The organism is Lachnoanaerobaculum saburreum DSM 3986, from assembly GCF_000185385.1.
Taxonomy (GTDB): Bacteria; Bacillota; Clostridia; order Lachnospirales; family Lachnospiraceae; genus Lachnoanaerobaculum; species Lachnoanaerobaculum saburreum.
In genome coordinates this window covers 844,937-871,243 of sequence record NZ_GL622296.1, presented here as the reverse complement: position 1 = coordinate 871,243, position 26,307 = coordinate 844,937, and the positions used below count along the sequence as shown (strand labels likewise).

The following is a 26,307-nucleotide window of genomic DNA, read 5'->3' as shown; positions in this document are numbered from 1 at the left end:
TGTCTGTTAAAAGTCCACTTCCGTATCATAATAACAACATTTCAAAAGTTTTTCCATTTCCTCAACGCTTGGCTGTCTTGGGTTTGAACCTGTACATGCATCTGCAATAGCATTTACAGCTATATCATGCAGTCTCTCAAGGAATACATTTTCAGGCACAAATCCGTTCTCGGTAGGATATGAATCTGCACCGTAATGCTTTATGCAATGTGGAATATTGAGTTCATCATTCATTCCTCTAATATATTTGATAAGCTCTTTTATCTTATCTTCATCAGTATTTCCGGAAAGGCCCAATACATCAGCTATCTTTGCATATCTCTTAGCCGCCTCTTTGTCCTTGGCATTAAAAGCTATTACCTTTGGAAGATACATTGCATTTGCGGCACCATGTATAATATGAGCGCCATAGTCGCCAAATACCGCACCTGTCTTATGTGCCATAGAATGTACTATCCCGAGCAAAGCATTTGAGAACGCCATACCTGCAAGACATTGTGCATTATGCATTTCATCTCTGGCTCCCTTGTCCTCATTGTATGATTTTATAAGATATTTTTGAATCATCTCTATTGCATGCAGTGCAAGCGGATCTGTAAAATCACAGTTTGCAGTAGAAACATATGCTTCTATTGCATGTGTCAAAGCATCCATACCTGTATGTGCTACCAGCTTCTTTGGCATGGTCTGTGCAAGTGCCGGATCTACTATAGCCACATCCGGAGTAATCTCAAAATCTGCTATAGGATATTTGATACCCTTATCATAGTCGGTGATAATCGAAAATGCCGTCACCTCTGTAGCTGTTCCTGATGTGGAAGAAATTGCACAGAACTTAGCTTTCTTTCTAAGGGTAGGAATACCGAACACTTTACACATATCTTCAAATGTGCAGTCCGGATATTCATATTTGATCCACATAGCCTTTGCAGCATCAATAGGTGAGCCTCCACCGATAGCCACTATCCAGTCCGGACCGAAATCAAGCATTTCCTTTGCACCACGCATTACAGTATCTACGGAAGGATCCGACTCTATTCCCTCAAAGAGCTTTACCTCCATACCCGCTTCCTTAAGGTAGCCGACTACCTTATCCAGAAAGCCGAATCTCTTCATAGAGCCTCCACCTACACAGACAAAAGCCTTCTTACCGGTGAAGTTCTTTAGAGCCTCAAGTGAATCTTTTCCATGATAAATGTCTCTTGGTAATGTAAATCTCATATACAGCCTCCATATTAATTTTTATTATAATAAGCAAAAAGTCCAAAATAAAAGTACTCTTTGCCAATAAATTCAACCTCTTACAAAATACACAGCCGAACAAACAGCCAAACTGTCACAGTTATTTCATACTTATATAATACATCTCATCCGTTACATTGTCAACATTTTAACGTTATCTTTTTAACGGTATCACAACTCAAAATTTTATAGCCATAACTATCTGTTTTCCCTTTGTATAAAGCTGAACCCGGTCACATTTATCGAAAATATCAGCTTTACCATCCATAAGAAGAAGAACAGTACACCTATAGGTATAAGACAGGAAGTTACTATCATAACTGCTATTGCCTCTATAAATGAACTTACTGTATTTTCAAACTTCTTTAGAATTTCATTTGCATTTCCTGTGATATTGTTTACAAACTTATCTATAGCATTACCGTTTTCTTCTTTTGCATTATCTGTCACAGTCTGAGTATTTTGTTTGGCATTATTTAGTGTAGTGTCTATTGACGAGGCATAATTGCTTTCTATCATATTTGCAATATTTACACTTATCGGTATTGTAAATGATATAACCAGACTGAATAAAAACAGTTTTGTCGCAATCTTTGCAAATATCTTCTCATTTGACGCGATAAATATAATACACAGCAGGCATGCTATGGGAATAATATATTTGAATGCAACCATGCCGGTGACTGTAAGTAAAAACTTTTCAAGATAAATAGCACAAAGTACAATCAAAAAATACTTACTCATCTCTGCAAGTTCCTGTGCAACAGGAGTACCGATATCTCCCGGCAAAAGTGTTATGGCGGAGGATGATGCTACCGCCGCAGCCGCAAGTTCCATTACCTTACTTCTACTCTTATCTAATGCACTTATAGTATCTGCATAAAAATCCACACTGCTGAAAATACCTGCCAACACAAAAAATGAAACCACTCCTGCCGCAATACATACAACTGCCAATATCACCTTTATTATCACTACATTTTTAATTGATGACATTTTTATCCTCCAAAAACTTTAAAAAACCGTCAATACCTCTGTTTATATCATTATACGCAGTATCAAACCTGTCGGTATACCACGGATCCGATACCGACTCATCACTTCCTGCAAAGCTTAAAAGCTTAAATATCTTATCACTCTCACCGAACAGATTTTTCATATTTCTGATATTGGCATCATCCATGCCGATAAGATAGTCATATTCCTCATAGTCAGACTTTACCATCTGCCTTGCCTTCTCACCGGAGCAGGCTATTCCGTGTTTCTTTAGCTCATCCTTTGCAGACGGGTACACAGGATTGCCCACACCGTTCCATATCTCTTCTGCACTTGTAGCTGCCGAGGCTATCTCAAACATATCCCCAAGCCCAAGCTTTTTTATCTTGTCTTTCATTATAAACTCCGCCATAGGTGAACGGCAAATATTGCCGTGGCAGATAAAGAGTACTTTAATCATAGTATCTTATATCCTTTCATAAATCCCAATAACCAATCTCTCGCATTAATTATTTTTATCCCGTGAACTACCCATAGTCTAAAGCCTATGGGCTTCCTGCTTCGCTGACCTCGCAACCTACTATCTCCACAGGCGTTAATTCGGGCAGTCCCTGCCCTATTGTTTTTTCTTATACTACTTGTCTTAATCCTTCTGCCACTATATTTTTTGCCGCATTGATATCTCTATCATGTTTTGTATTGCAGAAATGACATATCCAATCTCTTACTTTTAGATCTTTTACATTTGTATTTTTATATCCACAACTAAAACATAGCCGGCTACTTGCATAAAATGTATCTATCTTAATATAATTTCTACCGTTCCATTTTGACTTATATTCAAGTTGTCTTGTCAGCTCATACCACGATGCATCACTGATAGATTTCGCTAAATTATTATTTTTCAAATACTCCTCTCTAGCTATCACCTTATTTACTTTCAATAAATAAATGATAGCAGAATATATACTTCTTGTAAAGTTTTTGGATTTTATTCCTATAATAATTATATTTCAATAAGTTTTAGTATTTTATTCCATAAAATACTAAATTATACTCATGTTTATTTTTTTCCAAAGAGACAGTTTTAATGTTTCGTATTCTTTGTCTATTTCCACATGTTCATTAAGATAATCTCTAAAAAACACAACCGGTTGTCATTAATAATCTGACATAGATCTTCTTATCCTTACGCAACTTCCTTAAGTATTTAATTACCCTGTAACGTCCCTCCCATTTATCAATATCCTTAGTCTCTATATCAAAGAAAAACCACACTTCATCAATAACTTCCTTATAATCCCTATATGAAGGATCTTTGTCAAATCTACTTTTTGCCCTGTCAAACAATCCTGTTTCCTTTGGATAATCAATTACAGCTACATCTTCAAATTGTCTTTTCAGAAATTCTGTATATGCCTGCTCACTTTCACCTTCACAAAATACCTTGATAATAAACTTTCCGAGACCCCTAATGCCTGTTTTCTTTCTCGCCATTATACAACCTCTTCGATCTCAATATCCGGAGTAGCTCCATATTTTCCAACCAAATATCCTTTTCGTATATTATCTGCGGTCTTTGTATTAAAATCAGTTACACTATAAAGCTCGGAAGATCCGTCCGTTCTTTTTTTATCAACAAAATAAATTTGATCTTTTCTCATAATTTCCAAATTCATAAGTTCCGTATTATGGGTGGTAAATATAATCTGAGCACCATTTATATTACTTTTCTTACTTTGAAACTTAGCGACAATAAAATTAACAAGTCTAGGATGTAATTCTCTCTCCAATTCATCAACCAATAAAACACCACCTCTGTTAAGAACAGACTCTATCACCGGTGCTATCGACATAAGCCTTCTTGTACCGTCCGATTCATCCTCCAATTCCATATCATAAAATTGAATGTCTCCGGTTGCACTGATACCCTTGTGCTTAGCCTTTGCTTTAACCCGACTCATCTTCAGCTTACCCTCAGAATTATTTGATGTTTCTGATAAAATTTGAATAAATGATGTCAGTGCATTTTTTATTTTATCAGGTATATCATCGGAAAGCTTAAAATCATTCCCTACTTCTCTATCTTCCACCTCAAATTGTATATCCTCTATTCCAAAATCGGCTGTCTTGGCATAATCTGAAATAGCCTTAAGCATATTACCGTCATTGCAGTATTCCAGTAGTTGTCTAGGTATATCTGTATAATCTCTTGAGAAAAAAATGTTTTCTCTAAACCACTTCATTGCATTTATACATACTGTATCATTCATAGTACAGGCTACAGAAAAGAACAACTGATTTTCAGCTACCATTTCGCTTATCAGTTTTCTCTTTGCCTTATCTTCAGTAAAAGTAAATCTCTGCTCTTCTCTAACAAATATCTGTGCTTTTTGCCCTTTAGGTGCATGGAATAAAGACTCTTTTACTATTCTTTCTCTTGTTGCAGCAAATGAATACCAGTACTTTACACCATCCACAATATAATCAAATTCAAACTCTGTAGGTTCATTCATTGAATAATCATTAAGTGCAAATGGTACTACAGGCACTGTAGCTCTTTCATGTTGTATCCTTTGAGCATTTCTAATAAATTGAACCCCCAGCCAGAAAGCCCTTATAACATTACTCTTACCTCCACCGTTTTTGCCATAAATAGCCACACCCGGTAACAGTTTCTTATTACTATATTCAATCAAACATTTTTTCAAAGATGATAATCCTACTGCTTCCATAGAAAGAACTGCTTCATCTCTAAAAGATCTATAATTTTTAAATCGAAATTCTATCAACATATTTTGCACCTCCGATATTATTATATCTACATTTTAGAGTGAATTCAATTAAAATTATTGTATTTTTTAATTTTTTTATCTAAATTTCTTTGTTCATTCATCATCTTTGCAAAAAGAATTCCTAGACATTCATTTTCCAATCCGGCAATTTTCTATGGATTTTTCTTTTTTAAATCATATCGATTCCACTCACCGACCATAACAGCACCCTTCACATCATTATTTTTCTTATTTTTTTATCCCCATTCCAACTTCGTATGAACTTATATATCTGTTCATACTCTTCATAGCAATTTTCATTGCCCTTGCTGTTTCTTCTGTACTCTTTATTTTTTCTTTTAATTCCTTCTTTTCTATTTTGTCTGCAGTATCGGCTTTCAATCTAAGCTCCACTAAGCCCTTCTCTATATCTTGAATTGTCTGAACATATTTTTCATAAACAGTATTTGAATACTCAAGATCCTTTTCATCATTTAGAAATACCTCTCTTACAGATACCAGCAATTTAGCAGACTGCATGATAGTATTCTTCTTTCCCATTAGACTAACAGCACCGGCAGCACCACCGACTCCTGCACCCACACCTAATCCAAGGACTGCTCCTCCTCCAACAATTGCAATTGTTCCTCCTGCCATCCCAAAACCACCTGCAGCGATTGCTCCTCCTCCAAGATAAGCTAAACATGCACTTGTTAAGGCTGCACCACTCAAACCTGTGAAATTCGCTCCAACCAATGTCACCGCAATTGCAGGGGCAAATGCTCCTGCTGTAGCTACAGCAAGAATTGTAATACCCGAAGTAATCACAATAGAAGTAATTGCAGTTTTTAGAACATCATTCAACTCAAATATAACTTTGTCATAACACTTTCTTAGCCTATTCAAATATCCTGACAACCGATGTACTGCGGCAAATCTCTCCTCCAAATATTTATCTCCCTCTCCCTTTTTATATCCTGCTATTGGAGAGTTCAACTTACTATACTTCTTTGTAGGAACCTCATTTCCTTTTTTATCAGTTTCCGTACTCATAGGAAAGTAAGGTTCAAAAAGCATTGCTTCCAAAAGTACCAGTCTAAACCAAGGTTTTTTAGGATCATTATCCTTAATCTTCTCATCAAGTTCTTCCAATGTATACCAATTCAGCTCTGCATTTCCGGTATTCATAAAGCCCGAAAAACCTGCAGTCATATACGCTTTCCACTCTTCAATCCATTCCCTTTTAAGTTCTCGTATCTTTTCACCGCCTACCGGTACTTTCGTACACTCAATATCGTTAATAGTCTTATAGTATTCCATATTGTACAGTATTTCGGTTTGTTCTTCATTAAGGCCAAATTTATCGTATTCCATACCTTCACCTATTCTCTCATAAATTCTTTTATCAATATCTGCAAATACATTTCTATAAAATTTCTCATACATGTCTCTTATTTTTCGGAGATTACGTCGCTTCAATGCCCAAACCATCTCACCTTCCAAGGCAAGCGCAAACCTTCCGACACCGACATAATTAATTGATACCCAATACTTATTTGTAATGACAGCTTCCGATACATCTAATGCTGTAAATACACCTGTTGCTATTGTAAGCATTCTTGTCAATGTCGGCGAGTCAACCGGAAGTATATTTTTAATATCTATTTTCTTAAAATCATCAATACTTCTCACATTAATCTGTTTAATTTGCTGTGCCAGTTGTCTGATCATATAAAAAGTTCTAACTATACATTCATTGGCAATAACAGTAATAGCCTGTTTACCAAGTTCTACAGCAATACCCATTTCACCACGGAAATCCAGCTTTACTACACTATCCTTTATGATTTTACCCTTATCATCATGTTCTGCCAATAATGTTCCGTTAAACAACTTCGATAAAAGCTCAGACATTGACATATCATTCATCTTTAGGTTTTTAAAAAAAGGAAGTACCGATATCTCTTTTGCAATAGATAAAATAGGTCCCGGAATTCCCGTTCCACCACTTAAACCCACTGTACTGCTTGATCCCGCAATATCACTAATCAGGTGAAAAAACCATACCAATGTTCCATTAATTATTTTTGAGGAATTATTTTCTCCAATAAATATTCTACTTCTTTGAGGAACATCTACGATAATAAAGTTTCCCAAGACATCGGTTCCATAAGATTTACATGTAAACTGTGTTAATAATGAAAACACTAATCCCACGATATTAGGATGATGAGCAAAGTCTCTTAAATGATGTTGTAATCCCCCTCCAAAATCAGGTGTATTGCCATCTGCAGGAATAGGAAATTTATCTTCCAAAAATTTTACACAACTCTTTAGATCATCAGACTCACATCCCATCATCTTTGAAATCTTTTTTACAAGCTCATCTACATTTTTGCTTGATATTTCTCTTCCATGTGCAAGTGAAAATTCGCCTACGCAAAACATATCAATAATTCCACATACAATGCCGGATCCCAGTGCGACAAGACAGTCCCACTTATCAGCCTTACTTGAAAGCATTTCTATCTTTGAATCAAGATCAAAGATAATACTTTCTAATTCGTTTGCTTCTGTGTAAATCTCTTTTGGATCTGTTACCACTTCTATTTCAATATTTTCAAGCTCAATAATATTATTTACTTCCGCATACTTTCCAGCACCCATCTAAACTCCTCTTCCAGCGCATCCCAGTCGGTGTTCCTGTCATCCTCCATTGTTTCCAAGGTTGACTTATAATATTCCAATTTCTTTTCTATATAATTATTTATCGCTTCAACCCTTGGGCCTTTTTCGGATTCAGACATTTTCACCTTCTTTGCAAGTAAATCCTCTACCGCTGCCTTCATATTATCCTCAAGAACGGTATTAACCAACTCATCAAAAAGTACCGGCGGTGGGCATTTCTTTTCTTCGATCCATTTGCAGGCAAGAATAGGTCTCAGCACGTAAAAATACTTTTTATAATTTACCATATCATCACATAGATAATCGCAGTAGTTCTTTTTTGCTGTACCGTGGTAATGATAAAGTGCCGATTTACATGCAAAGTATTTGCATGCCGTTCTCTCGTAAAGCTCCTTCCACTCATCCGTTGTATAATACACAATAGGAGAATTGCTCCACTCAAATAATGTGGCATTGGACTTATGAAAATGCTTCAACGCCTTCTTTAAATCCCATCCGTTGATATCAAGTACCTCGTTTAATTCCCAATCAATAAAGTCCTTGTTCTCACAAAGGGATAAATAAAAGTTTTTATTACGAACATAGATAAATCTCACATCATAATCGCTGTCAGGCGAGGCAAAGCCCCAAGCTCTACTGCCCGATTCAATAGCGTGTAGCACTTTTATATTCTCTTTTTCTTCTATTTCTCTGATTTTAGAAAGAATCAGTTCTTCTATATTCTCTTTATAATTATCATATCTCATCACGAATCACCCTTTCATTTATTGTCATAACCAATTCCTGCACACTTTTAAAATCCGGTTCATCCGGTAATTGCGTATGCTTGGAAGCGTAATGCAGTTTCTTTTCATACTCTCTCATCATATCATAGAAGCTGTCCGAAAAAGTTCCCTCATCTGTTTGATATTTTCCAAAGCGGATATCCATCAACAATTCATGTTCTTTTTCTCTGTATGTATTGATTTCTCCCTTTTCCAGTATATCAATGGCCATCATAAATAATCTCATAAGATGCATGGCGTGCTTATTTAAATGAAGATCATCTTTCTTTTTATTTCTCTTGCCTATTTTATCATAGTCTTTTACAACATTTGACATTGTATTCCACATACTTACATAATCTCTTAGCGGATAGTGACTCAACTTGGCATTGACAAATATCTCAGTTTCAAGCTCCGGATTAACCGCCTTATCTATAAAAATTTCCAGACTTCCGTTTTCAAAGTTCTTATAACTTGAGTTAAAACTGTACATTGCATTCTTTACAGAATTAAAAATATGCTGTTCCCTTTCACTTTGTGGAAATGTGTCTCTGGCAAGTGCATTCTGTAATCTTCTAAGTTGCGCATCCGCATAGCCCCCAAATGACTGAATAGCTCTTTTTGATAAAAACAATCTTTTATGATCAAGAAGCATCTTACCGATATCATTAAGATAAAGATAATTATCCGGTGCAAGTCCAAGCAACTCTATTGTATTCGGATTACAACTTAAAAGTAAATTCACCATTTTATTGAATGCATAGATAACGGTATCCGTATTATCATCCACATACTGTTCAAACTGTGTAAGTCCTATAAGATCCGATTTTTGATTAAGTGTAATTCCTCTTATATCTATATCGCTGCTTTCTATATTTGTCCCATATGCATAGCTTCCTGCAAGCCCAAGCAAAATCACATGCTTTCCAAGATGCTCATTTTTATTTATAAAATCATATTCGGGTTTATTTAAAATTGCTCTGTAGTCGGTCATAATACCTCTATTCCTTATCAAAAGCCATCAGAATCATTTAATTATAAAATCAGATTTTACATTGAAAGCTTATCTACTTTAAAAATTATCTATTTGACTTTAAAATTCTTTGTACATATTAACAGTTAAAAAAAAAGAACCCGACGCATCAGGTTCTTCTAGGTGTAATCCAAAGATGTCCACCGCAATTCTTCATCCCATTATACTAGCTTTTTATAACATATGCAAGAGATTCATAATTTACTAATAAATTTTTTCAAAGCATTTTTTCAAAGCACTCATATTATTTCTGTGTTGTGTTCCGACTACTTGACTATATATATTTATAGGAAGTTCATTCCTCAAATATTCTGTCTGCTGTTGGTATGAAGTTAAAAACTGCTTACGGGTCTTCAACAGTTTGTTACATGCCATACTACATGTTTATTGAAAAATGCATGTTTTTAGCTTTTTGTATTGTAAGTAATTAAAAAAGTCAAAAATGAATAACCCATTTCTGACTTTCCTTAATGCTATATTGATTTTACACACACCTATTTTTTCAGACATAGTGCCCTTCTACAGAGCATCTAATAAGAAAGCAAACCTTTCAGTACCGTAGCACATCCGTCAATTACAGGAGTCGAACTATCTAACATAATATTATAATTATTGTAATCATTCCATTTTCGTGCAATATTGGCATAGTAACACCCAGCTCTTCTCTTATCGAACCGTTTTCGAACGCATTCCACCACCTCTAATTCTTACTTTCTTATACCCCTATACAATAATCACATGCTTTACTTGTACTAATCTTGCCGTCTTCTTTTATCTATCTCCAACGCTACCTTGGCAGCTACATAAAAATCATCTTTCCGGAGAATATTTCTTTTATCCAATTCATAAAACAACCTCTCATATCCAAAATAATTTCTCGGTATTTTTAATATTCTCTTTCCTCCTGAATAGATTTCACATGGATATTCAGAGGCTTCACCTATAATCTTTGCATTGCTTATCTCACTCCATAAATACTCACTTCTTTTAAACGGAAACTGATTTATTAATATCTTTTTATCACTTACTTCTATTTTTGTAAATAAAACAAATACTAAAAAATATATTCCGAGACTTGAACTTAATAATAGCAACGGCAACACACCCGCCCACTTCGTCTCCAGAATTTCTGATGGGCCTACTTTACATAAAACCCAAATCATCATAAAAGTAATGTATATATACAAAAATATTGCAATCAGATATTTTTTACCCGGTCTTATCACTATTTTACTATCCTTCGTTTTCATCTTCCGCCCCCTTCATTAAACGCTTTTTAGCAGTAAAATCCACATACTTTCAGTTTTATTCGGCCACCCGGCTCAAAGCTAAAGCTTAATTGTATAAATCCGCCAACATACTTTATAGCATTGACCTCTTTATTACAACAACCGACAAGGCTATATAATGTAAATTATATTTTAATAATACTGCCTTGATACTTATATTTTATCAAATCTTTTATTAATATTCATCACGATTTTGCTGAAAATTATCAGCTTTATTGAACAAAGTGATTTTTTAATAAACTGCAATATAATTTTAAATTATCTTCTTAAAACTCTATGTGTACTGCATATCTTCTCTTGCATACATATACTTACACAATCTCAAAATATGCCGATTCTCCTCTTTCACATTCATTAACATAAAAAATTTAAAACAAAAATTTGAAAAAATCCATACCGGCTTATTCCGTTACTTAAAAGCTGCCGCCTTGCAATCCATCTTACAAAGCAGCAGCCTTTCATCATTTTTTCTTATCTTCCTGTTTTTTTCTTTCTACAAATCTTCCCATATAATAAGCTATTATTCCGACACCTATACCTGCCTGTACACAAAAAAGCAGACTTTCAACTTCTCCCGGAAGTTCCTTTCCTAAGAAGGTTTCTATAACCGGATTAAACTACGGCTCATATTCTCCGCCCTATATTTCTGAAACCACTTCACTTCCGGCATCATCAGAACCGCCAAATTCGGCATTCTTAAGCATAAATAAAGGCACTATTGCCATCAGTACAACTATTACAAGTAAGCTTATAACAAGTTTTTTATTCTTTGATATTATTTAACGCCTCCTCTTTATTTATAAAATCATATTCAGGTTTATTTAGAATATTTTTATAGTCAGTCACTATGCTCCTCCTCTAATAATATCTATTTTATATACTACTATTTTCTAAGTTCAAATTTTCATATACATTATTTATCAATAATTGTATACATCTATACACCATTATTTTTTCAATCTTTGCTACATAAAACTTTTCCCTCTAAGCTAAAATATAAATCTTGTAATTTGGTATTATCGGGTACATATAATTGATGCCTTGGATTGCCTTTCACAGTAAGCTTGCCGCGGCATACCCACTTCCTATCAGGAGCAATAGCTAAAATTTCCTTTAAGCAGTCTTTCAAATATTTTCTTTTCTCTATGGCATTCCCCCAAGAAGCCAAGGTTAAAGCATTAGGGTATATATTAAAAACACTTCTTATAGCTTTATAATTTTTTATATTCAAATCATTATCAGCTTTTGTATGCATATCATTAGGATTTGTCGCCCTTTGCGGGTAAAGATTTAGCATTATCCAACCGTCGCAATCATTTTCCGATGCAATCTTTTTTATTTTTAAGATAGTCGGATCATCTTTCTTATCATTGGCTGTACTTGGATTTATTCCAAAGCATATAATAGGATTTACTCCTGACTGCCCCAAAATAAATCTTACTTTATCATCACCACAATACAAAACTTCGCCATTAGCCTTTCCTTTTATATAGCTTTCAAATGAGTCTTTTTTAGTTCCATTTTTATTATCATTCATTCTATGCTATTCTCCTATCTATTTTTATTATACTTTAACCCCATTCCCACTACCTTCTAAAAAGATCTCTAAGCTTTAACTTATCAAATGCCAATATTCCTCTGGCTTCCAGGTACAAATCATCTTCCTCAATAATTTTTCTTTTGCTTAGCTCATTTAATAGCTTTTCATAGCCTATATATGCCCTTGGTACTTTTGCTATTCTTTTTTCTACTGTATATATCACACATGGGTAAGCCAATGCCTCATTTATAATCTTTGCAGTAGTTATATCAAACCAAAAATACTCCTTTCTCTTTAGAGGAAACCTTGTTATTTCTATTTTTTCATTGTCAATTTTTATCTTGGTAAGCAACACACATAATCCCGATACCAATCCGACAGTCAAAAAAACTAATAGCAATATCCACCTTGCCATCTTGTCCATCTCCGGATTATCTGACGGTAAAGCCTTGCCTAATCCCCAAAAAAATGTAACTCCTACACCTATAATCATAAAACTGAAAAACAAATACACTAGCCCCGGCCTTATTATTATTACATCATGCTTTGATTTCATTTTACCTCCCTCCACCGGATTCTCACCGGTTTCATATATATTTTTTATTTATCTCTTACTTTAATATCTATTTTAAAGCATTGTAAGCTGCAAAGCAAAGGCATTTATCTTTATGATTATGCCATTATATAATATATGCATTTTTTACATTTATTTTTATGTACAATAACAATTGCTTATGCTCTAAAATTTTGCTACAATCACAATATCAGTTCTTTATATGTTCGTTGTTTTATTACATATACTTTCTATCAGTATATTCTAAACTTCACCGGAACATGTATTCCCGGAAAGTTTTTTGTTATATGGAAAGGAGAGATGTACAAAAAATATTACCAAAAAAATAAAAGTTATTCATAGATATATTTTTAAGTCTTATAGCTGAAACTAATTATTTTAAAGTTCTACAAATACTGTAATATAAAGGAGTGCTACTATATGTTCAAATATATGACAGATGACGATTTTGAAAGAAATAGAAAATACAGATTTAATGCCGGCATTATACAAGATAAAAAGGAATATTCCCATACTGTTATAAACAGGCTCTACGAAATATTGCTTAACGAGGGTCATCTGGAAAAGTTTAGGAAAGCCGTAGGAGACGAAAAATATAGAAACAGACTGTTATATGAGTACCGTCTCATAATAGATTAAGTCTAAGTGCAATTTATATTTCTGTTTAAATTAACAATTTTACTGGCTGCCGGGATTCTCTAGATTCCGGCAGTATTTATTTGTGAATATCAACCTATGTAAACACAAAAACTTATCTATGCAATTTCATAATATATTTAAGATTTGGAGTCTCTATAATTTCATTGATTTTAAATCCAAGTCCCATATAGACCTTCTTTGCATTCTTATTAGAATCAAACACTGTTAAAGATATACTGTTTATATTTTTTTCCTCAAAAATCAATTTTATAAAAGTTTTAAGAGCTTCTTTTCCATATCCTCTCCCCTGTTTACTCGGGTCTATTATAAATCTCCCAATATGTACATTGTCTTTTTCCATTCTTATTTGTTGAATCATACCTAAGAATATTTCACCGTCAAAGATAGAAAATACATTTTCCATATCTTTTAATTTTTCATAATCCAAAGGATATGAAATACGACTGCCCATCCACTGTTCTTGAAATTCTTTTCCTCTTTCATTTGACCATCTGCATAAAATGTATGAACTGTCTTCACTTAATCCTTTTTTTATTTCAATATTCATATCTTAATCCTCATATTTGATGTAGTGCTGTACATCCGACTAAATTTTATATTAAACTACATTTTATATTCTTCTTATTTCAGTTACTTAATTTAAAGCCTTATCTTTATGTGATGTGAAAGTCTTCTTGCACATCCATGCGATAAAGATAATTGTCGCAACAAGTGCAGATAACTGTGTAATATCAATTTTTTCATTAATTTCACGACAATAACTTGGATTATCGGGGTTATAAGCAACTGTAATGATATCACCCCGTTCAAGAGTGGAATATCTGTTATATGTCATCCAACTGTTTACCTTCTCTCCTAAAACCGAATATTCAACATGAACGCTGCTTCCATATTTTGTATCCTGCCCATCACTTCTTCGTTCATAATTGCGCACTTCAAGAACATTTGCCTCTGCCCTCGGATAAGAGTAATAAGCGGACATCTTAAATATATTCATAAAAACGGCAAATACAATCAATATAATAGAAATAATTACTATCATGACCCAAACAGCTTTCGCAATATTTTTTTTCATAATCCTTACCCCTTTCTCTTATTCATTATAATCGTTTAAACAACTTTTTTCTATATAACAATTTCTACAATTTATAGTTTTTTGATAATTTACGCTTGACAACAAAAGTAGACGGTGTATACTAATGTATGTAGACAGTGTATACTTTTGTTAGGAGATCAAATGAAACGCAATACCATACAGTTAAAAGAGAACCTGATTCAAGCAGGAATTGATGAGATCAGACAACATGGGATTGATATGCTCTCACTTAGAACTATAGCTAAATCCTGTGGAGTCACACATGGAACTCCTTATCGTCATTTTGAAAGTAAAGAAAGCTATCTTAAAGTTGTTTTAAGTCGTCTTTCCGTTTTTCTTAGTGACGAAATAAACAAAGGAATTGAGTTGGAAACATCAGCCGCAGAACAGTTGATTCAAATAGGATTTAATCTGATAGAATTTGCTAAAAATTACCCCTACTATTTTGAAGCACTTTTTATTAAATTTCCCTTCAAGTATATGGAAGTTACTGAAGAAACTATCTCACCTGACTCAGACTTACCCGGATTTAATACATTTAAGTATATTGTATTGAAACTGCGTAAGGAAGAAAACTTCAATAACAGTGAAGCTGAATCCCTGCTTCATTTTTGGAGTTTTATCTCAGGTCTTGCTATAATATCCAACTCTCCTATAGGAACGGATCTTGATAATGAAACTGTATTAACTACTATCAGGCATATGCTTGATATATATATTAAAGGAGAAAAACTATGAATGTATTGATTATTTATGCTCATCCCAACCATGAAAGTTTTAATTACGCAATACTTAGGCAGGTTCAAAATGCTGTTTCAAAGGCACACAGTGTTACAACTTTAGACTTATATGAACAGGGATTTGATCCTATATTAAGATTTGATGAACAGCATAAAAGAAGTGATCTTGCAAAAAATCCTGAAACGGAAAAATATCGTGATTTAATTTCAAAAGCCGATCACATTATCTTTATCTTTCCTATATGGTGGAGCGGTATGCCGGCTATATTAAAAGGATTTATAGACCGTGTATTTACAGCAGGCTTTGCATACTCTTACAAAAAGACCGGTCTTAAAGGACATCTGCTTGGAAAATCCGCATGGATTATCACGACTCACAATACTCCTTCCTTTGTAGTACCATTTGCCGAGGATTATGGTAAAGTTTTGAAAAATCAGATTTTAAAACCCTGTGGTATCTCACCTGTTAAATTAACCGGATTGACACCGGTTGAAAAGATATCCGATGAAAAGCGAAGAGAATTTTTAGATAAAATTTCTAAAACAGCATCAGGTATATAGAACATTGCATACTCTTTAACCTGCTGTTTCTTCAATAATATATTTATATAAAGTATAGCAAACGACATAGAAAATTGCCGTTTACTATACTTTACATCACTATATACTTGTTTACCCGTTTTTACTCAATTTATCTTTATATAAAATATTCTATAGTCTTTTCAGGTGTCTTTTCTGTTTTCTCATTATATAGTATCACCGCTTCCCTGTCCTCAAATCTTCCAAGAGCATACAATACATTATCTTCTCTGTTAAAATACCCGAAAGGTACTATTCTGTTATAATTTAGAGGTTTATCAAGTACCAGTTCTATATCACCCTCAGGGATAAACTGTGACCAATGTTCATCAGTGAACTCATCCTCATAATATGGATCAAACATATATATATTCTTTTCATCTACACCTGTCAGCAACGCATAATGCGGCACATCATAAAAAAGCCTTACCACCACTGCACCGCCTCTTTTGAGTGCATCATTTATATGGCCGGTTTCACCTATAAAGACTTGCTCACCTGTAATATATTCACTTATAACATTGAGTTGTTTTATCTGTCTGAATCTGTTGAGCCAATTACTTAAAAACATCATTGCCATCGGAGAAGTTCCGCTCATGCCCGGATGTCCTTCATTGCTATAACAGTCTAATGTATAAAGCATAATATTTCTAATAACCTCCGGCGGAATATCCTCTCTCTCAAATAGAAAGCTCAGTGCATTCAACATTGATGTAGGACCGCAGTCATATTCAGATATTTGATAATGTAATGGATTTTTCATTCTACATCCTTCTTTCTATCTGCATAATAAAATAAAGCTTCTCAATATTACAAGCAAATCAATATTTTCCTCTTACAAGCTTTTATGCATTAACGCCTATTATACAAGTTCATTTATAAATATTCCACCGATTTTTTTAATGGAATCCAGAGAATCCTTTGCAATGCTTTTATCGGCAAAATTAACAATATTATATTTTACATCCCCGGCATAGCCAAAAATCCAAGCTGTAAAATCCGCTATAGCAAACTCAACAAAAGCACTGCCTTCTGTATTCACTATTTTACCGATCTTAGCAAAATCCTTGCCCATTTCTATTCTAAAAAAGGCATTCTGTGACTCAATAATATTATCATTTATCTTTACAATGATGTCTATATTCTTACCGGCTCTAAAGTTTGACAAAAGCTCGGCAACATCTGTGATTCTTACCATTATATTCTCTTTGCCATATTCTCTTGTTGCAATATCGGATGAAACTATTCTCTCCTTAAGTTCCACCTTTTCAATTCCCCAAAAAGACTCATAAGCAACTATATCATCACCGTCAAGATAGATATTTATAAATCCGTTCTCAGAAGCAATCTCCTTTAGTTCTCTCTCAAAGTATCGAATATCTCTATAAGTATACACATCATTGCTCTTTGAAACCTCAGTATTTATAAAGTCTAAAATCTTTTCGGCCGCTCCGATATCCAATTTCACACCGCTTATTACAGACTTTTTGTAATCGGATAAATCCACATTGTACTCATTTTTTCTTGCAACAAATGAAAAATCAAACGGCAGATAATAATCTTTATTTGCCGGTATCAGATAGGTAAACGGAACCTTAATCTCATTCATATCAATAAGAGTCTTATTAAGAAGTCTTCTCATATACCCCTGTCTCTTATATTCCTTCTTTGTAGCAACCGCCACTATATAATCCAAACAATATTTCTTGTTAAAAACGGATATAGTGTAAGGATTCAGCATAATCATAGACCTTACACTCTCTTCTATATCAGCTAAAATCCTGTTATCCTTTATTTTTTCACTATAATAATACTTTACAAATCCGGCTGAATCTTCAAAAAAAGCCTCCTGATACAGAGGCTTTGTAAGTATTTTTTCTTCCTGTTCCAAATATCTTATCATATATTACCTTTTTTGCTCAACATAATACTTTCTGGCATAGCCCACCGGATAATAGCTTTGCTTTGCATGGCGAAGTCCCTCAAGTCCAAGGTCATCCTCACGATTGACAAGGCTCACATTAGGAAACTCATGCTCTAAAAACTCCTTGTTGATAGCCTGATACAGACCGTTTATCTCCGGATTTGCTTTCTCAATATGTATTATAGCCATATCTTCAAGCTTATTATAACTTCCTATGGAAAATGCCTCCATCTCACCGTCAATATATATTGCACCCATTCTGATATTTAACTTGGTGCAGTGCAGCAATATATCATGTATTCCCTCTACCTCCGGGTCAAGATGCTTTTCCACCTCTTCCCCCTTTTTTTCTCTCCACTTATCTAAGAACTTGAAAACATCATCTCTATCTGTAGGATTGCATCCAAGTACTCTGTACTCATATCTGTCACCATAGGTCTTTAGAAAATTATTGTAATGATTTTTCTTCTTGTGAAGCTTCTTTCCTGAAAGATTCCTCAGCTTGTCTCCCTCATAGAGATAGTCTTTAGCATTTTCCTCCTGCCTTACTATGAATTTATCCTCCGGTAAATTCAATACTTTTATTCCTTCCTCGTCTGCCAAATGTATCTTTAAAGGCAAGTCAAGCTCTTTATTAAAATACTCCACCATCAAATTGAAACAGTACTCAAGATCCTCCTCCTTACAAAGCGGCATAGCTGCAAACGGTCTGTCCTCATCTCCCATAAGCCAAAGAAGTCCAACCTCCTTACCGTCTCTAATTGCGATAGCTGCTCGCACATTATAATAATCTTTCCATATAAAACTCTCAAGCTCTACACTGTCACAGGTTTTATTAGGCCTGAGTCCATAAAACCCCGCATACCTTTGTATGTCATCCGCTACTAATTGTTTAAAATTTAATTTTTTATATTCCATAGTTCAATTATATTTATTTTTCCACTTTTGTCAAATGAAAATATTGTATTTACTTTTATTCTAAAATAAGTCAAAATAACATTGATGACAATCATTATTAATAAGGAGTATTTATGAATGAATTAGAAAATCTTCGATGTCGGATTGATGCAATAGACAAAGAATTGATTGCTGTTTTTGAAAAAAGAATGGCTACAGTTCATGATATCGCAAAGTACAAAATAGCAAATAATCTTCCTATATTAAATCAGGGCAGAGAGGACGCTATAATATCAAAGGTAAGTGAGTCGATAAAAAATAAAGAATATACCGACAGTGCCATAGACTTTATAAAAGACATTATGAAAATCAGCAAAAAATATCAGGAGAAACTCATCTTGGAACAAAAATAATTATAGAATTAAAGGGTCATAGGTTTAAAATGCCATGACCCTTCTTTTGAAATTTATAAAGTAAAAAATGTCCCGTTATTTTCTATTTATCTTTCTAATATCCTTTGTGGCAATGATGTCTACACCTGTACCGGCTACATCTTTTATCAAAACATCTCCAATGCTTACAGGTGCTGTTGTCTTCACACCCTTTAATGCTCTCATCACATCCATAACTCTATCCTTTTTCACATCGGTAGAGGTTTTACAAGACACCTGTGCAATATCTCCACCGCTTACTTTAATTGTACTTGTCACAGTTCTTACAGGATCTGTCACTTCCTTTTTTGCATAAGTATCCCCTCTTTTGCAAGTATTCCCGCTTACACTTACTACCTTATTATTTTCTACATGAACACTCATCAGACAACCCATTGGACATCTTATGCATGTCAATGTCTTTACTTCCATATCAATTTTCCTCCAATGTAACCAAAACGGAACTTGCACCAGCCACATCGGATTTTTTTATATTCAATGTCTCCATCTCTCCGGGAGCCAGAATCTGACGCTTCTTATGTATTACTCTTCTATCATCAACATATATACTTTCATACATATCTTTATAGATATTCGCAACTCTAAAGCGTATCACCACTTTATCATCCATATCCTCCGGATTTATAAACTGTGGTACAGTGTAGCGCACTCCATTTGAAGTTTTTATTTTGATATCAAATGCACCGACATTCTTTGATGTCTTTAAATACTTTACAGCATGCTTTCCTGCCGCCTTTGCTTCCTCACATACAAAGTCCACCAAATCATGTACATGTAAAACATTTCCACATGCAAAGATACCGGGAATGGAAGTCTCAAATGAATCATTTACCACAGGACCGTTTGTAATATTACTTAGAGTTATACCGGTTGACTTACTGATTTCGTTCTCCGGAATAAGGCCTACCGAGAGCAAAAGAGTATCACAACTGTAATGTTCTTCACTTCCTGCAATGGGCAACAGATTTTCATCCACTTTTGCAAGTACAACACCCTCAACTCTTTCCTTGCCCTCTATCTTTACTACAGTATGACTAAGTTTTAGCGGTATGTTAAAATCATCAAGACACTGCACTATATTTCTCTTAAGTCCCCCTGAATATGGCATAATCTCCGCAACAACATTCACTTTGGCACCTTCAAGAGTCATTCTTCTTGCCATTATCAGTCCGATATCTCCTGAGCCAAGTATTACCACCTCTCTACCAGGCATAAAGCCGTCCATGTTCACAAGTCTTTGTGCCGTTCCTGCCGAATATATACCTGCCGGTCGTAATCCCGGTATATTTAAGGCTCCTCTCGGTCTTTCTCTACATCCCATAGCCAAGATAATTGCTCCTGCCTTTATCTGCACAAAACCTTCAGTGCTGTTCATATAACTGACAATCTTATCTGTAGATATATCCGTTACCGTAGTATTTAACTTATATTCTATACTAAGTTCTTCCGCTCTGTCTATAAATCTCTTTGCATACTCAGGACCTGTCAATTCCTCTTTGAATGTGTGCAAGCCGAATCCATTGTGTATACACTGATTCAAAATACCTCCAAGTTGATTTTCTCTCTCAAGTATCAGTACAGAGTCAATACCTTTTTCTTTTACACAGATGCATGCCGCCAAACCTGCCGGTCCTCCTCCGATTACTACCACATCATATTCCCTCATATTGTCTCCTATAAACTGTCCTTAATTGCTTCCACAATCAATGTAGACTTCCCACCGCATTTGCTTATCTTAGATTGTGGCAAATTTAACTCTCTTGAAAGTATTTCAATGCTTCTCGGTGTGCAAAAGCCTGCCTGACATCTGCCTGCTCCCGCCCTTGTCCTCCTCTTTATTCCGTCCAAAGTCTTTGCTCCGAGAGGTCGTCTTATAGCATCTATTATCTCACCCTCGCTTACCGTCTCACAGCGACATACTATATTTCCATATGCAGGATATTCCTTTATCAGCTTATTTCTTTCCTCAATACTAAGATTATCAGGGTTTAAAACACCCTTTCTGATACCGATAAAGTTTTCATTTTCTTTCGGCTTTAAAATACCTTTTACAATATTTGCCACCCGAACTCCTATAGCAGGTGAGCTTGTAAGACCCGGTGACTCTATTCCTGCACAGTCTATAAATCCGGGAGCATCCTCTACCTCTTCCACAATAAAGTCACCGGCATCCTCATGTGCCCTAAGTCCTGCAAAAGAAGTAATTACCTGCTTTATAGGTATATTTTTCACATTTATATTTGCTTTTTTTATAAGTTCTTTAATCTCTTTGGCAGTGGTAGCCGTATCTTCCTTATCTGCTATATCAGTAGCGGTAGGCCCTACAAGCAAATTGCCGTCTACAGTAGGAGTTACCAAAACTCCCTTTCCATAGACCTCATCCGGCAATGAAAAACATGTAGACTTTACATGATTTCCCACTGATTTATCCAAAAGACAGTAAACACCTCTTCTTGGTGTAATATGTATCTTTTTAGAACTTACCATATTGTGGAAAACATCCGCATACACTCCGGCAGCATTTATCACCAACTTTGACTTTAAAATACCCATAGAAGTTTCAAGCTCATAAAAGCTGTCACCTTTATTTATCTTTTTCACTTCACAATCAAAGATAAATTCTACTCCGTTAGATGCCGCATTTTCCGCCATCCCTATATTCAAATCAAAAGGACATATGATACCTCCACTTGGTGCATACAGTGCAGCCACTGCCTTCTCACTGATATTTTGCTCCATTTTATTAAGTTCATCTTTGTATACAATCCTAAGACCGTTAACACCATTGGCAATTCCGCGATTTTTAAGTTCTTCCAATTTTTCAATATCATTTTCACTATAACAAGCTACTAAAGAACCGTTTCTTTGAAACTTTATATCAAGTTCCTTACAAAGCTTATCCATCATCGCATTACCAATAACATTGAGCTTCGCCATCAAAGAATCTGTCTTAGCATCAAACCCTGCATGAACTATGGCACTGTTTGCTTTAGAAGTGCCACAGCATACGTCCTCCCTGCTTTCAACAACAAGTATATCCAATTTATATCTGCTAAGTTCTCTTGCACAGGCCGTTCCGGATACACCTGCCCCTATAATAATGATATCTCTCATTCTACTCTTCCTTTGCCCAGCCAAAGGCATACTTTACCGCTTTTTTCCACATTCTTATCTTCTCTTCTCTAATCTCATCCGACAGATTAGGTGTAAATGTTCTGTCAATACTCCTGCTTTTCTTTATATCATCAATACCGTTCCAAAATCCTACAGCAAGCCCTGCAAGATAAGCCACTCCGATTGCAGTGGTTTCCACACATTTCGGTCTTTCTACAGGAACATTGCAAAGATCTGCCTGTGTCTGCATAAGGAAATTATTTACACTGGCACCTCCATCCACATTTAAAACCTTCAGTACAATATTGGAATCCTTCTCCATTACATCAAGTACATCTCTAACTTGATAAGCCATTGATTCCAGTGTCGCCCTGATAATATGATACTTGTTCACCCCTCTGGTGATGCCTACAATAGTACCTCTGGCATATTGATCCCAGTATGGCGCACCAAGTCCTGTAAATGCAGGTACCACATAACAACCATGAGTGTCATTTACCTTCATAGCCATATATTCGGAGTCGGCAGAAGAATCAATCATACGCATCTCATCTCTTAACCACTGTATTGAAGCACCCGCTACAAAAACCGAACCCTCAAGTGCATAGTTTATCCTTCCTTTAAGTCCCCATGCAATAGTAGTCACCAGTCCGTTGTCTGACTTCACAGGTGTTTCTCCTGTATTCATAAGCAAAAAGCAACCTGTGCCATATGTACTTTTAGCCTCACCTCTTTCAAAGCATGTCTGTCCGAAAAGTGCCGCCTGTTGATCTCCCGCCACACCTGCAATAGGGATACTTTGTCCAAAAAATGCAGGATCCGACTCACCACAGACATATGATGATTCATTGACCTTCGGCAACATAGACTTAGGTATATCAAGAAGCTTTAATATATCATCATCCCATGTAAGCGTATGTATATTAAAAAGCATTGTTCTTGAAGCATTGGAATAATCAGTCACATGTACTCTTCCACCTGTAAGCTTCCAAATAAGCCAAGTATCCACTGTACCAAAAAGAAGTTTACCCTCTTTAGCCTTTTGTCTTGCTCCGTCCACATTGTCAAGTATCCACTTTATCTTTGTTCCCGAAAAGTATGCATCCAATAAAAGGCCTGTCTTTTGCCTAATCATATCAGTATATCCCTGATTTTTCAGCTCATTACAATAGTCTGCCGTTCGCCTGCATTGCCAGACTATAGCCCTATATACCGGATTGCCTGTTTCCTTGTCCCAAACTATAGTAGTTTCTCTCTGGTTTGTAATACCTATAGCCGCAATATCGGAGGCATTTATACCAAGCTTTGCCATAGCTTCCACCGCCACACTCAGCTGTGTAGACCATATCGCATCAGCATTGTGTTCTACCCAACCGGGCTTTGGATAATGCTGTGTAAATTCCTTTTGTGCCACCTCACATATCCCACCGGCATAATTGAATATGATACATCTGCTGCTTGTAGTGCCTGCATCAAAAGCCATAATATATTTTGACATAAATGTCTCCCTTCTTAATTATTTTTTTATCTTTAATCTTTCTTATGCAACGGTTCTCTTCCACTAAAATCTTTTACAATACTACCTATACCAAGATAATATCCTACCTCCAACACTTCATAAATTTTTTCTTCCATATTACAAAGTTCATCTATCCTCTCACCGAAATTTTCCAATGTCAGTTGCTTATTTTCATCATATCCTACATCATTTGCAAATTCTTCAAAATAACCGCCCTTTGAAAAATTTGTATTAAAATTTTTTATAGCTTCTATTGTATCTATATAGTGACTGTCAGGAGATGCAACCGTATTGTATATATCAAAGTAACTATACACCGGAAGTACAGGATACAATCCATAGCTTAACCCCTCAAGTGTATGTATATCTGAATCATATACAAGCACATAGGTGCCACAAAGCCTGAAAATTTCAGATATAATTTTTAAACTAACTAACTTATCCTTTCCCATGTAAGTTGCAGGACTTTTTAATGATATATAATTTATAGTATCAAAATAATCCAAATCTCTAATTGATACATTCTTTATTATCATATTCAGATTCTTATATCTTCCATATATACTTATATGTCCAAAATCTATAAATGATCTGTATTTCTTGTAGGATAATACAATATCATAATTTTCTTTTATAGTTGCCCTGACAATATATTTCTTATTATCTTTCCCCGGATATGATTTTGCCGATAAAAGATCCTCATCAAAATATGATAAACTTGAGAATGCCTGAAAGAGTTGTATCATACGATGATAGTATACTGTTTCGACGGCGCTTTCATCCCCATCTTTTGCTTTGGGCATCACAATTGCACGATCAATTGTATATTTGCTTAAAGTTTCAAATGCTTCAATAATTCTTTCAAGCTTCCAGTTCTTTTTATAGAGCTTATTTCCTATGTCAATATATCTTTTATATCCAAGGAATCCATAGTCTCTGTCATAGCAGTGTTCAAGGACATTATTAAGCAATTCCATATCGTTATCAAGGCTTTCTATTAGGCAACCGTCCACTATCAGGTACTCCATCATAGTCTTTTTATCATCCACTACATCTTTGGACATGATATCATCTACTATAGCCTTTGCTCCCCCTTCATTATATATACTCTTAAGTTCCTTCAGTCTTGTATCACACTCACTGTCATCCTTTGCATAATAACTTGCCACCGCCCAGATATCTTTTACGTCACAATCTGTCGGTATATCCACCAAATACTTAAGCTCATCTATACTGTGATAACCTGTTTCATCCTTATTATATCTCTTTCCTTTCCATATGATTTGTTTTGCAGTTGCATTATAATTGGAAGTATATATTTCATACACACCGGTCAATATATTGACTACGCATACAATCAGTATAAATCTCAGTAACCAATATATCCGTTTTTTGTACTCTAAATTCATCTATCCCCTTCCCCGGTAAAAGCTAATCTATAAATACCATTGCTTTCGGACATTCCTTCTTCACACTATCATCTGCATTTAGATGATATAGCTGTACTCTTCTCAGCTTATTAAAATCCCTTACCTTATTTAGATTGTCAAGGATATGTTCCTCATTATACATGCCGATATCTTCTTCATTATCACCCATATATGTCAAGATAATTGTCTCAACATTCTTGAAATATTCAAGGTCACTTATATCCTTAACATGATAGTCCTTAAAATTGATTGACAAAAAATTCATTTTCTTTAAGTCCTTTTTCCAAATGATGCCCTTGACAGGCTTTTCTCTTTTATGTGCCAAAGACATACGATTTTTCCCCATAGTATCTCTTACAGCTCTAAGAAACTCCGCATCCTTAAAAAAGGCTATTCTGCTTACTACAATCATACATATTATCACAAATATTCCTAAGTAAAATGATTCTGTATAATACATTCCACATCTCCTTTCCGTTAAACTTCATTACAGTTTTACCATATTGTTTGTGTATTAAAAGGACTCTATCTTTTCCTTATTGAATGATTATAATCATTAGTGCCCAAATGCATAGATATCATATCCATCTTTTTCTTTATCTACACCGTCTGTACTGAAATCCCCATAATCTATAGCAAATATAGAAATTCCAACATTATTTTCGTGAAAATCATCTACAGGTACTATTACCATAGCAATCTTTAAGCTTGGTCTATGTACTTCTCCCTCCTTAGGGTCTGCGAACTCTATGGTGGTATTAGCATATACCTCTCTATAGATTTTACCCATATCAGCTCTTGATTGATAATTGTTATCTTCATTAAGCTTATACCTTATTATGGAAGACGGCCATGTTTCATTTTCCCTAATAATTCTGTCTATCTTTTCATCAAAATGATCTATCTTACTCCTCGCATGTTTGGGAAACAGGCTTGCTAACAGCTCCCTATCATTAGTATTAAATGCTTCGACTATCTTTTCTATATACTTATTTA

The 26,307-nt window shown here is 34.9% G+C and carries 29 protein-coding genes and 1 pseudogene; 4 read left to right on the top strand and 26 right to left on the bottom strand.

The features are described from left to right. Positions 1–6: 6 nt before the first annotated feature. The 14 genes and pseudogenes from HMPREF0381_RS04190 to HMPREF0381_RS04130 form a co-directional block, all read right to left on the bottom strand. A complete protein-coding gene (locus HMPREF0381_RS04190; RefSeq protein ID WP_008750641.1) occupies positions 7–1,221 on the bottom strand; it encodes an iron-containing alcohol dehydrogenase in 1,215 nt (404 codons plus the stop codon). 219 nt (positions 1,222–1,440) lie between these two features. Beyond that, positions 1,441–2,238: a hypothetical protein gene (locus tag HMPREF0381_RS04185; RefSeq protein WP_008750640.1), complete on the bottom strand. Its 798-nt coding sequence runs from the start codon at positions 2,236–2,238 to the stop codon at positions 1,441–1,443. Then, positions 2,225–2,698, bottom strand: a complete 474-nt coding sequence (locus HMPREF0381_RS04180) for a low molecular weight protein-tyrosine-phosphatase (RefSeq protein WP_008750639.1) — start codon at positions 2,696–2,698, stop codon at positions 2,225–2,227. The genes HMPREF0381_RS04185 and HMPREF0381_RS04180 overlap by 14 nt, the downstream gene beginning before the upstream one ends. Positions 2,699–2,867: 169 nt before the next feature. Further along, complete coding sequence (locus tag HMPREF0381_RS04175; protein WP_040461135.1) at positions 2,868–3,146, bottom strand: zinc ribbon domain-containing protein; 279 nt, start codon at positions 3,144–3,146, stop codon at positions 2,868–2,870. 138 nt (positions 3,147–3,284) lie between these two features. Then, positions 3,285–3,356, bottom strand: a complete 72-nt coding sequence (locus tag HMPREF0381_RS15835; protein ID WP_334290620.1) for a hypothetical protein — start codon at positions 3,354–3,356, stop codon at positions 3,285–3,287. Between the two features lie 19 nt (positions 3,357–3,375). Continuing rightward, the gene (locus HMPREF0381_RS04170) at positions 3,376–3,735 is read right to left on the bottom strand and encodes a hypothetical protein (protein ID WP_008750637.1); all 360 of its coding nucleotides are present in this window, start codon (positions 3,733–3,735) and stop codon (positions 3,376–3,378) included. Next, complete coding sequence (locus HMPREF0381_RS04165; RefSeq protein ID WP_008750636.1) at positions 3,735–5,033, bottom strand: AAA family ATPase; 1,299 nt, start codon at positions 5,031–5,033, stop codon at positions 3,735–3,737. Before HMPREF0381_RS04165 ends, HMPREF0381_RS04170 begins: the two co-directional genes overlap by 1 nt. 228 nt (positions 5,034–5,261) lie before the next feature. Next, a complete protein-coding gene (locus tag HMPREF0381_RS04160) occupies positions 5,262–7,679 on the bottom strand; it encodes a hypothetical protein (RefSeq protein ID WP_008750635.1) in 2,418 nt (805 codons plus the stop codon). Further along, positions 7,652–8,446 (bottom strand): nucleotidyltransferase domain-containing protein, encoded by a 795-nt coding sequence (locus HMPREF0381_RS04155; RefSeq protein WP_008750634.1) that lies wholly within the window; start codon positions 8,444–8,446, stop codon positions 7,652–7,654. The genes HMPREF0381_RS04160 and HMPREF0381_RS04155 overlap by 28 nt, the downstream gene beginning before the upstream one ends. Continuing rightward, on the bottom strand, positions 8,436–9,458 hold the full coding sequence (locus HMPREF0381_RS04150; protein WP_008750633.1) for a nucleotidyltransferase domain-containing protein: 1,023 nt from the start codon (positions 9,456–9,458) through the stop codon (positions 8,436–8,438). Before HMPREF0381_RS04150 ends, HMPREF0381_RS04155 begins: the two co-directional genes overlap by 11 nt. Before the next feature lie 791 nt (positions 9,459–10,249). Next, positions 10,250–10,747, bottom strand: coding sequence for a hypothetical protein (locus tag HMPREF0381_RS04145; RefSeq protein ID WP_008750632.1), 498 nt, complete (start codon positions 10,745–10,747; stop codon positions 10,250–10,252). 500 nt (positions 10,748–11,247) lie between these two features. Then, positions 11,248–11,562: pseudogene (locus HMPREF0381_RS15830) on the bottom strand (energy-coupling factor ABC transporter substrate-binding protein). 179 nt (positions 11,563–11,741) lie between these two features. Then, complete coding sequence (locus HMPREF0381_RS04135; RefSeq protein WP_008750631.1) at positions 11,742–12,323, bottom strand: DUF1643 domain-containing protein; 582 nt, start codon at positions 12,321–12,323, stop codon at positions 11,742–11,744. 49 nt (positions 12,324–12,372) lie between these two features. Beyond that, positions 12,373–12,882 (bottom strand): hypothetical protein, encoded by a 510-nt coding sequence (locus HMPREF0381_RS04130; RefSeq protein ID WP_040461132.1) that lies wholly within the window; start codon positions 12,880–12,882, stop codon positions 12,373–12,375. A 438-nt stretch (positions 12,883–13,320) separates the two neighbouring features. On the opposite strand from HMPREF0381_RS04130, the gene HMPREF0381_RS04125 reads away from it, so the two are divergent. Then, positions 13,321–13,539: a hypothetical protein gene (locus HMPREF0381_RS04125; RefSeq protein WP_008750628.1), complete on the top strand. Its 219-nt coding sequence runs from the start codon at positions 13,321–13,323 to the stop codon at positions 13,537–13,539. Between the two features lie 112 nt (positions 13,540–13,651). On the opposite strand, the gene HMPREF0381_RS04120 is transcribed toward HMPREF0381_RS04125, so the two are convergent. Further along, the gene (locus HMPREF0381_RS04120) at positions 13,652–14,107 is read right to left on the bottom strand and encodes a GNAT family N-acetyltransferase (protein ID WP_008750627.1); all 456 of its coding nucleotides are present in this window, start codon (positions 14,105–14,107) and stop codon (positions 13,652–13,654) included. Between the two features lie 87 nt (positions 14,108–14,194). Then, complete coding sequence (locus tag HMPREF0381_RS04115; RefSeq protein WP_008750626.1) at positions 14,195–14,635, bottom strand: DUF3592 domain-containing protein; 441 nt, start codon at positions 14,633–14,635, stop codon at positions 14,195–14,197. Positions 14,636–14,797: 162 nt separating this feature from the next. Between HMPREF0381_RS04115 and HMPREF0381_RS04110 the strand changes: the two genes are divergently transcribed. After that, positions 14,798–15,394 (top strand): TetR/AcrR family transcriptional regulator, encoded by a 597-nt coding sequence (locus HMPREF0381_RS04110; RefSeq protein ID WP_008750625.1) that lies wholly within the window; start codon positions 14,798–14,800, stop codon positions 15,392–15,394. Then, the gene (locus tag HMPREF0381_RS04105; protein WP_008750624.1) at positions 15,391–15,957 is read left to right on the top strand and encodes an NAD(P)H-dependent oxidoreductase; all 567 of its coding nucleotides are present in this window, start codon (positions 15,391–15,393) and stop codon (positions 15,955–15,957) included. Before HMPREF0381_RS04110 ends, HMPREF0381_RS04105 begins: the two co-directional genes overlap by 4 nt. A gap of 136 nt (positions 15,958–16,093) precedes the next feature. Here HMPREF0381_RS04105 and HMPREF0381_RS04100 read toward each other — a convergent pair whose 3' ends face one another. From HMPREF0381_RS04100 to HMPREF0381_RS04090, 3 genes are all read right to left on the bottom strand, one after another. Continuing rightward, positions 16,094–16,738 (bottom strand): cysteine peptidase family C39 domain-containing protein, encoded by a 645-nt coding sequence (locus HMPREF0381_RS04100; protein WP_008750623.1) that lies wholly within the window; start codon positions 16,736–16,738, stop codon positions 16,094–16,096. 99 nt (positions 16,739–16,837) lie between these two features. Then, complete coding sequence (locus HMPREF0381_RS04095; protein WP_008750622.1) at positions 16,838–17,878, bottom strand: GNAT family N-acetyltransferase; 1,041 nt, start codon at positions 17,876–17,878, stop codon at positions 16,838–16,840. Positions 17,879–17,881: 3 nt separating this feature from the next. After that, entirely contained in the window at positions 17,882–18,817 is a 936-nt protein-coding gene (locus tag HMPREF0381_RS04090) for a DUF2156 domain-containing protein (protein ID WP_008750621.1), read from the bottom strand. Positions 18,818–18,930: 113 nt separating this feature from the next. On the opposite strand from HMPREF0381_RS04090, the gene HMPREF0381_RS04085 reads away from it, so the two are divergent. Next, the gene (locus HMPREF0381_RS04085; protein WP_008750620.1) at positions 18,931–19,209 is read left to right on the top strand and encodes a chorismate mutase; all 279 of its coding nucleotides are present in this window, start codon (positions 18,931–18,933) and stop codon (positions 19,207–19,209) included. A gap of 75 nt (positions 19,210–19,284) precedes the next feature. On the opposite strand, the gene HMPREF0381_RS04080 is transcribed toward HMPREF0381_RS04085, so the two are convergent. The 7 genes from HMPREF0381_RS04080 to HMPREF0381_RS04050 all read right to left on the bottom strand — a co-directional run. Beyond that, the gene (locus HMPREF0381_RS04080; protein WP_008750619.1) at positions 19,285–19,659 is read right to left on the bottom strand and encodes a DUF1667 domain-containing protein; all 375 of its coding nucleotides are present in this window, start codon (positions 19,657–19,659) and stop codon (positions 19,285–19,287) included. A 1-nt stretch (position 19,660) separates the two neighbouring features. Then, positions 19,661–20,914, bottom strand: a complete 1,254-nt coding sequence (locus tag HMPREF0381_RS04075) for an NAD(P)/FAD-dependent oxidoreductase (RefSeq protein ID WP_008750618.1) — start codon at positions 20,912–20,914, stop codon at positions 19,661–19,663. An 8-nt stretch (positions 20,915–20,922) separates the two neighbouring features. Beyond that, positions 20,923–22,362: an NAD(P)/FAD-dependent oxidoreductase gene (locus tag HMPREF0381_RS04070; protein WP_008750617.1), complete on the bottom strand. Its 1,440-nt coding sequence runs from the start codon at positions 22,360–22,362 to the stop codon at positions 20,923–20,925. Between the two features lies 1 nt (position 22,363). Next, on the bottom strand, positions 22,364–23,860 hold the full coding sequence (glpK, locus tag HMPREF0381_RS04065) for a glycerol kinase GlpK (protein ID WP_008750616.1): 1,497 nt from the start codon (positions 23,858–23,860) through the stop codon (positions 22,364–22,366). 32 nt (positions 23,861–23,892) lie between these two features. Then, positions 23,893–25,290: a hypothetical protein gene (locus tag HMPREF0381_RS04060; protein ID WP_008750615.1), complete on the bottom strand. Its 1,398-nt coding sequence runs from the start codon at positions 25,288–25,290 to the stop codon at positions 23,893–23,895. A 22-nt stretch (positions 25,291–25,312) separates the two neighbouring features. Next, complete coding sequence (locus HMPREF0381_RS04055) at positions 25,313–25,771, bottom strand: hypothetical protein (RefSeq protein WP_040461127.1); 459 nt, start codon at positions 25,769–25,771, stop codon at positions 25,313–25,315. Positions 25,772–25,867: 96 nt separating this feature from the next. Next, on the bottom strand, positions 25,868–26,307 hold a 440-nt coding region (locus HMPREF0381_RS04050; protein ID WP_008750613.1), incomplete at its 5' end, for a DUF5104 domain-containing protein.

Excerpts from the sequence above, each read along its gene's own strand:
- HMPREF0381_RS04115 (WP_008750626.1), bottom strand. The coding sequence starts at position 14,635 with ATGAAAAAAAATATTGCGAAAGCTGTTTGGGTCATGATAGTAATTATT.
- HMPREF0381_RS04150 (WP_008750633.1), bottom strand. The coding sequence starts at position 9,458 with ATGACCGACTACAGAGCAATTTTAAATAAACCCGAATATGATTTTATA.
- HMPREF0381_RS04090 (WP_008750621.1), bottom strand. The coding sequence starts at position 18,817 with ATGGAATATAAAAAATTAAATTTTAAACAATTAGTAGCGGATGACATA.
- HMPREF0381_RS04185 (WP_008750640.1), bottom strand. The coding sequence starts at position 2,238 with ATGTCATCAATTAAAAATGTAGTGATAATAAAGGTGATATTGGCAGTT.
- glpK (WP_008750616.1), bottom strand. The coding sequence starts at position 23,860 with ATGTCAAAATATATTATGGCTTTTGATGCAGGCACTACAAGCAGCAGA.
- HMPREF0381_RS04130 (WP_040461132.1), bottom strand. The coding sequence starts at position 12,882 with ATGAAATCAAAGCATGATGTAATAATAATAAGGCCGGGGCTAGTGTAT.
- HMPREF0381_RS04060 (WP_008750615.1), bottom strand. The coding sequence starts at position 25,290 with ATGAATTTAGAGTACAAAAAACGGATATATTGGTTACTGAGATTTATA.
- HMPREF0381_RS04105 (WP_008750624.1), top strand. The coding sequence starts at position 15,391 with ATGAATGTATTGATTATTTATGCTCATCCCAACCATGAAAGTTTTAAT.
- HMPREF0381_RS04120 (WP_008750627.1), bottom strand. The coding sequence starts at position 14,107 with ATGAATATTGAAATAAAAAAAGGATTAAGTGAAGACAGTTCATACATT.
- HMPREF0381_RS04145 (WP_008750632.1), bottom strand. The coding sequence starts at position 10,747 with ATGAAAACGAAGGATAGTAAAATAGTGATAAGACCGGGTAAAAAATAT.
- HMPREF0381_RS04170 (WP_008750637.1), bottom strand. The coding sequence starts at position 3,735 with ATGGCGAGAAAGAAAACAGGCATTAGGGGTCTCGGAAAGTTTATTATC.
- HMPREF0381_RS04110 (WP_008750625.1), top strand. The coding sequence starts at position 14,798 with ATGAAACGCAATACCATACAGTTAAAAGAGAACCTGATTCAAGCAGGA.
- HMPREF0381_RS04190 (WP_008750641.1), bottom strand. The coding sequence starts at position 1,221 with ATGAGATTTACATTACCAAGAGACATTTATCATGGAAAAGATTCACTT.
- HMPREF0381_RS04180 (WP_008750639.1), bottom strand. The coding sequence starts at position 2,698 with ATGATTAAAGTACTCTTTATCTGCCACGGCAATATTTGCCGTTCACCT.
- HMPREF0381_RS04155 (WP_008750634.1), bottom strand. The coding sequence starts at position 8,446 with ATGAGATATGATAATTATAAAGAGAATATAGAAGAACTGATTCTTTCT.
- HMPREF0381_RS04070 (WP_008750617.1), bottom strand. The coding sequence starts at position 22,362 with ATGAGAGATATCATTATTATAGGGGCAGGTGTATCCGGAACGGCCTGT.
- HMPREF0381_RS04095 (WP_008750622.1), bottom strand. The coding sequence starts at position 17,878 with ATGATAAGATATTTGGAACAGGAAGAAAAAATACTTACAAAGCCTCTG.
- HMPREF0381_RS04165 (WP_008750636.1), bottom strand. The coding sequence starts at position 5,033 with ATGTTGATAGAATTTCGATTTAAAAATTATAGATCTTTTAGAGATGAA.
- HMPREF0381_RS04085 (WP_008750620.1), top strand. The coding sequence starts at position 18,931 with ATGAATGAATTAGAAAATCTTCGATGTCGGATTGATGCAATAGACAAA.
- HMPREF0381_RS04125 (WP_008750628.1), top strand. The coding sequence starts at position 13,321 with ATGTTCAAATATATGACAGATGACGATTTTGAAAGAAATAGAAAATAC.
- HMPREF0381_RS04055 (WP_040461127.1), bottom strand. The coding sequence starts at position 25,771 with ATGTATTATACAGAATCATTTTACTTAGGAATATTTGTGATAATATGT.
- HMPREF0381_RS04080 (WP_008750619.1), bottom strand. The coding sequence starts at position 19,659 with ATGGAAGTAAAGACATTGACATGCATAAGATGTCCAATGGGTTGTCTG.
- HMPREF0381_RS04160 (WP_008750635.1), bottom strand. The coding sequence starts at position 7,679 with ATGGGTGCTGGAAAGTATGCGGAAGTAAATAATATTATTGAGCTTGAA.
- HMPREF0381_RS04100 (WP_008750623.1), bottom strand. The coding sequence starts at position 16,738 with ATGAAAAATCCATTACATTATCAAATATCTGAATATGACTGCGGTCCT.
- HMPREF0381_RS04075 (WP_008750618.1), bottom strand. The coding sequence starts at position 20,914 with ATGAGGGAATATGATGTGGTAGTAATCGGAGGAGGACCGGCAGGTTTG.
- HMPREF0381_RS04135 (WP_008750631.1), bottom strand. The coding sequence starts at position 12,323 with ATGAATGATAATAAAAATGGAACTAAAAAAGACTCATTTGAAAGCTAT.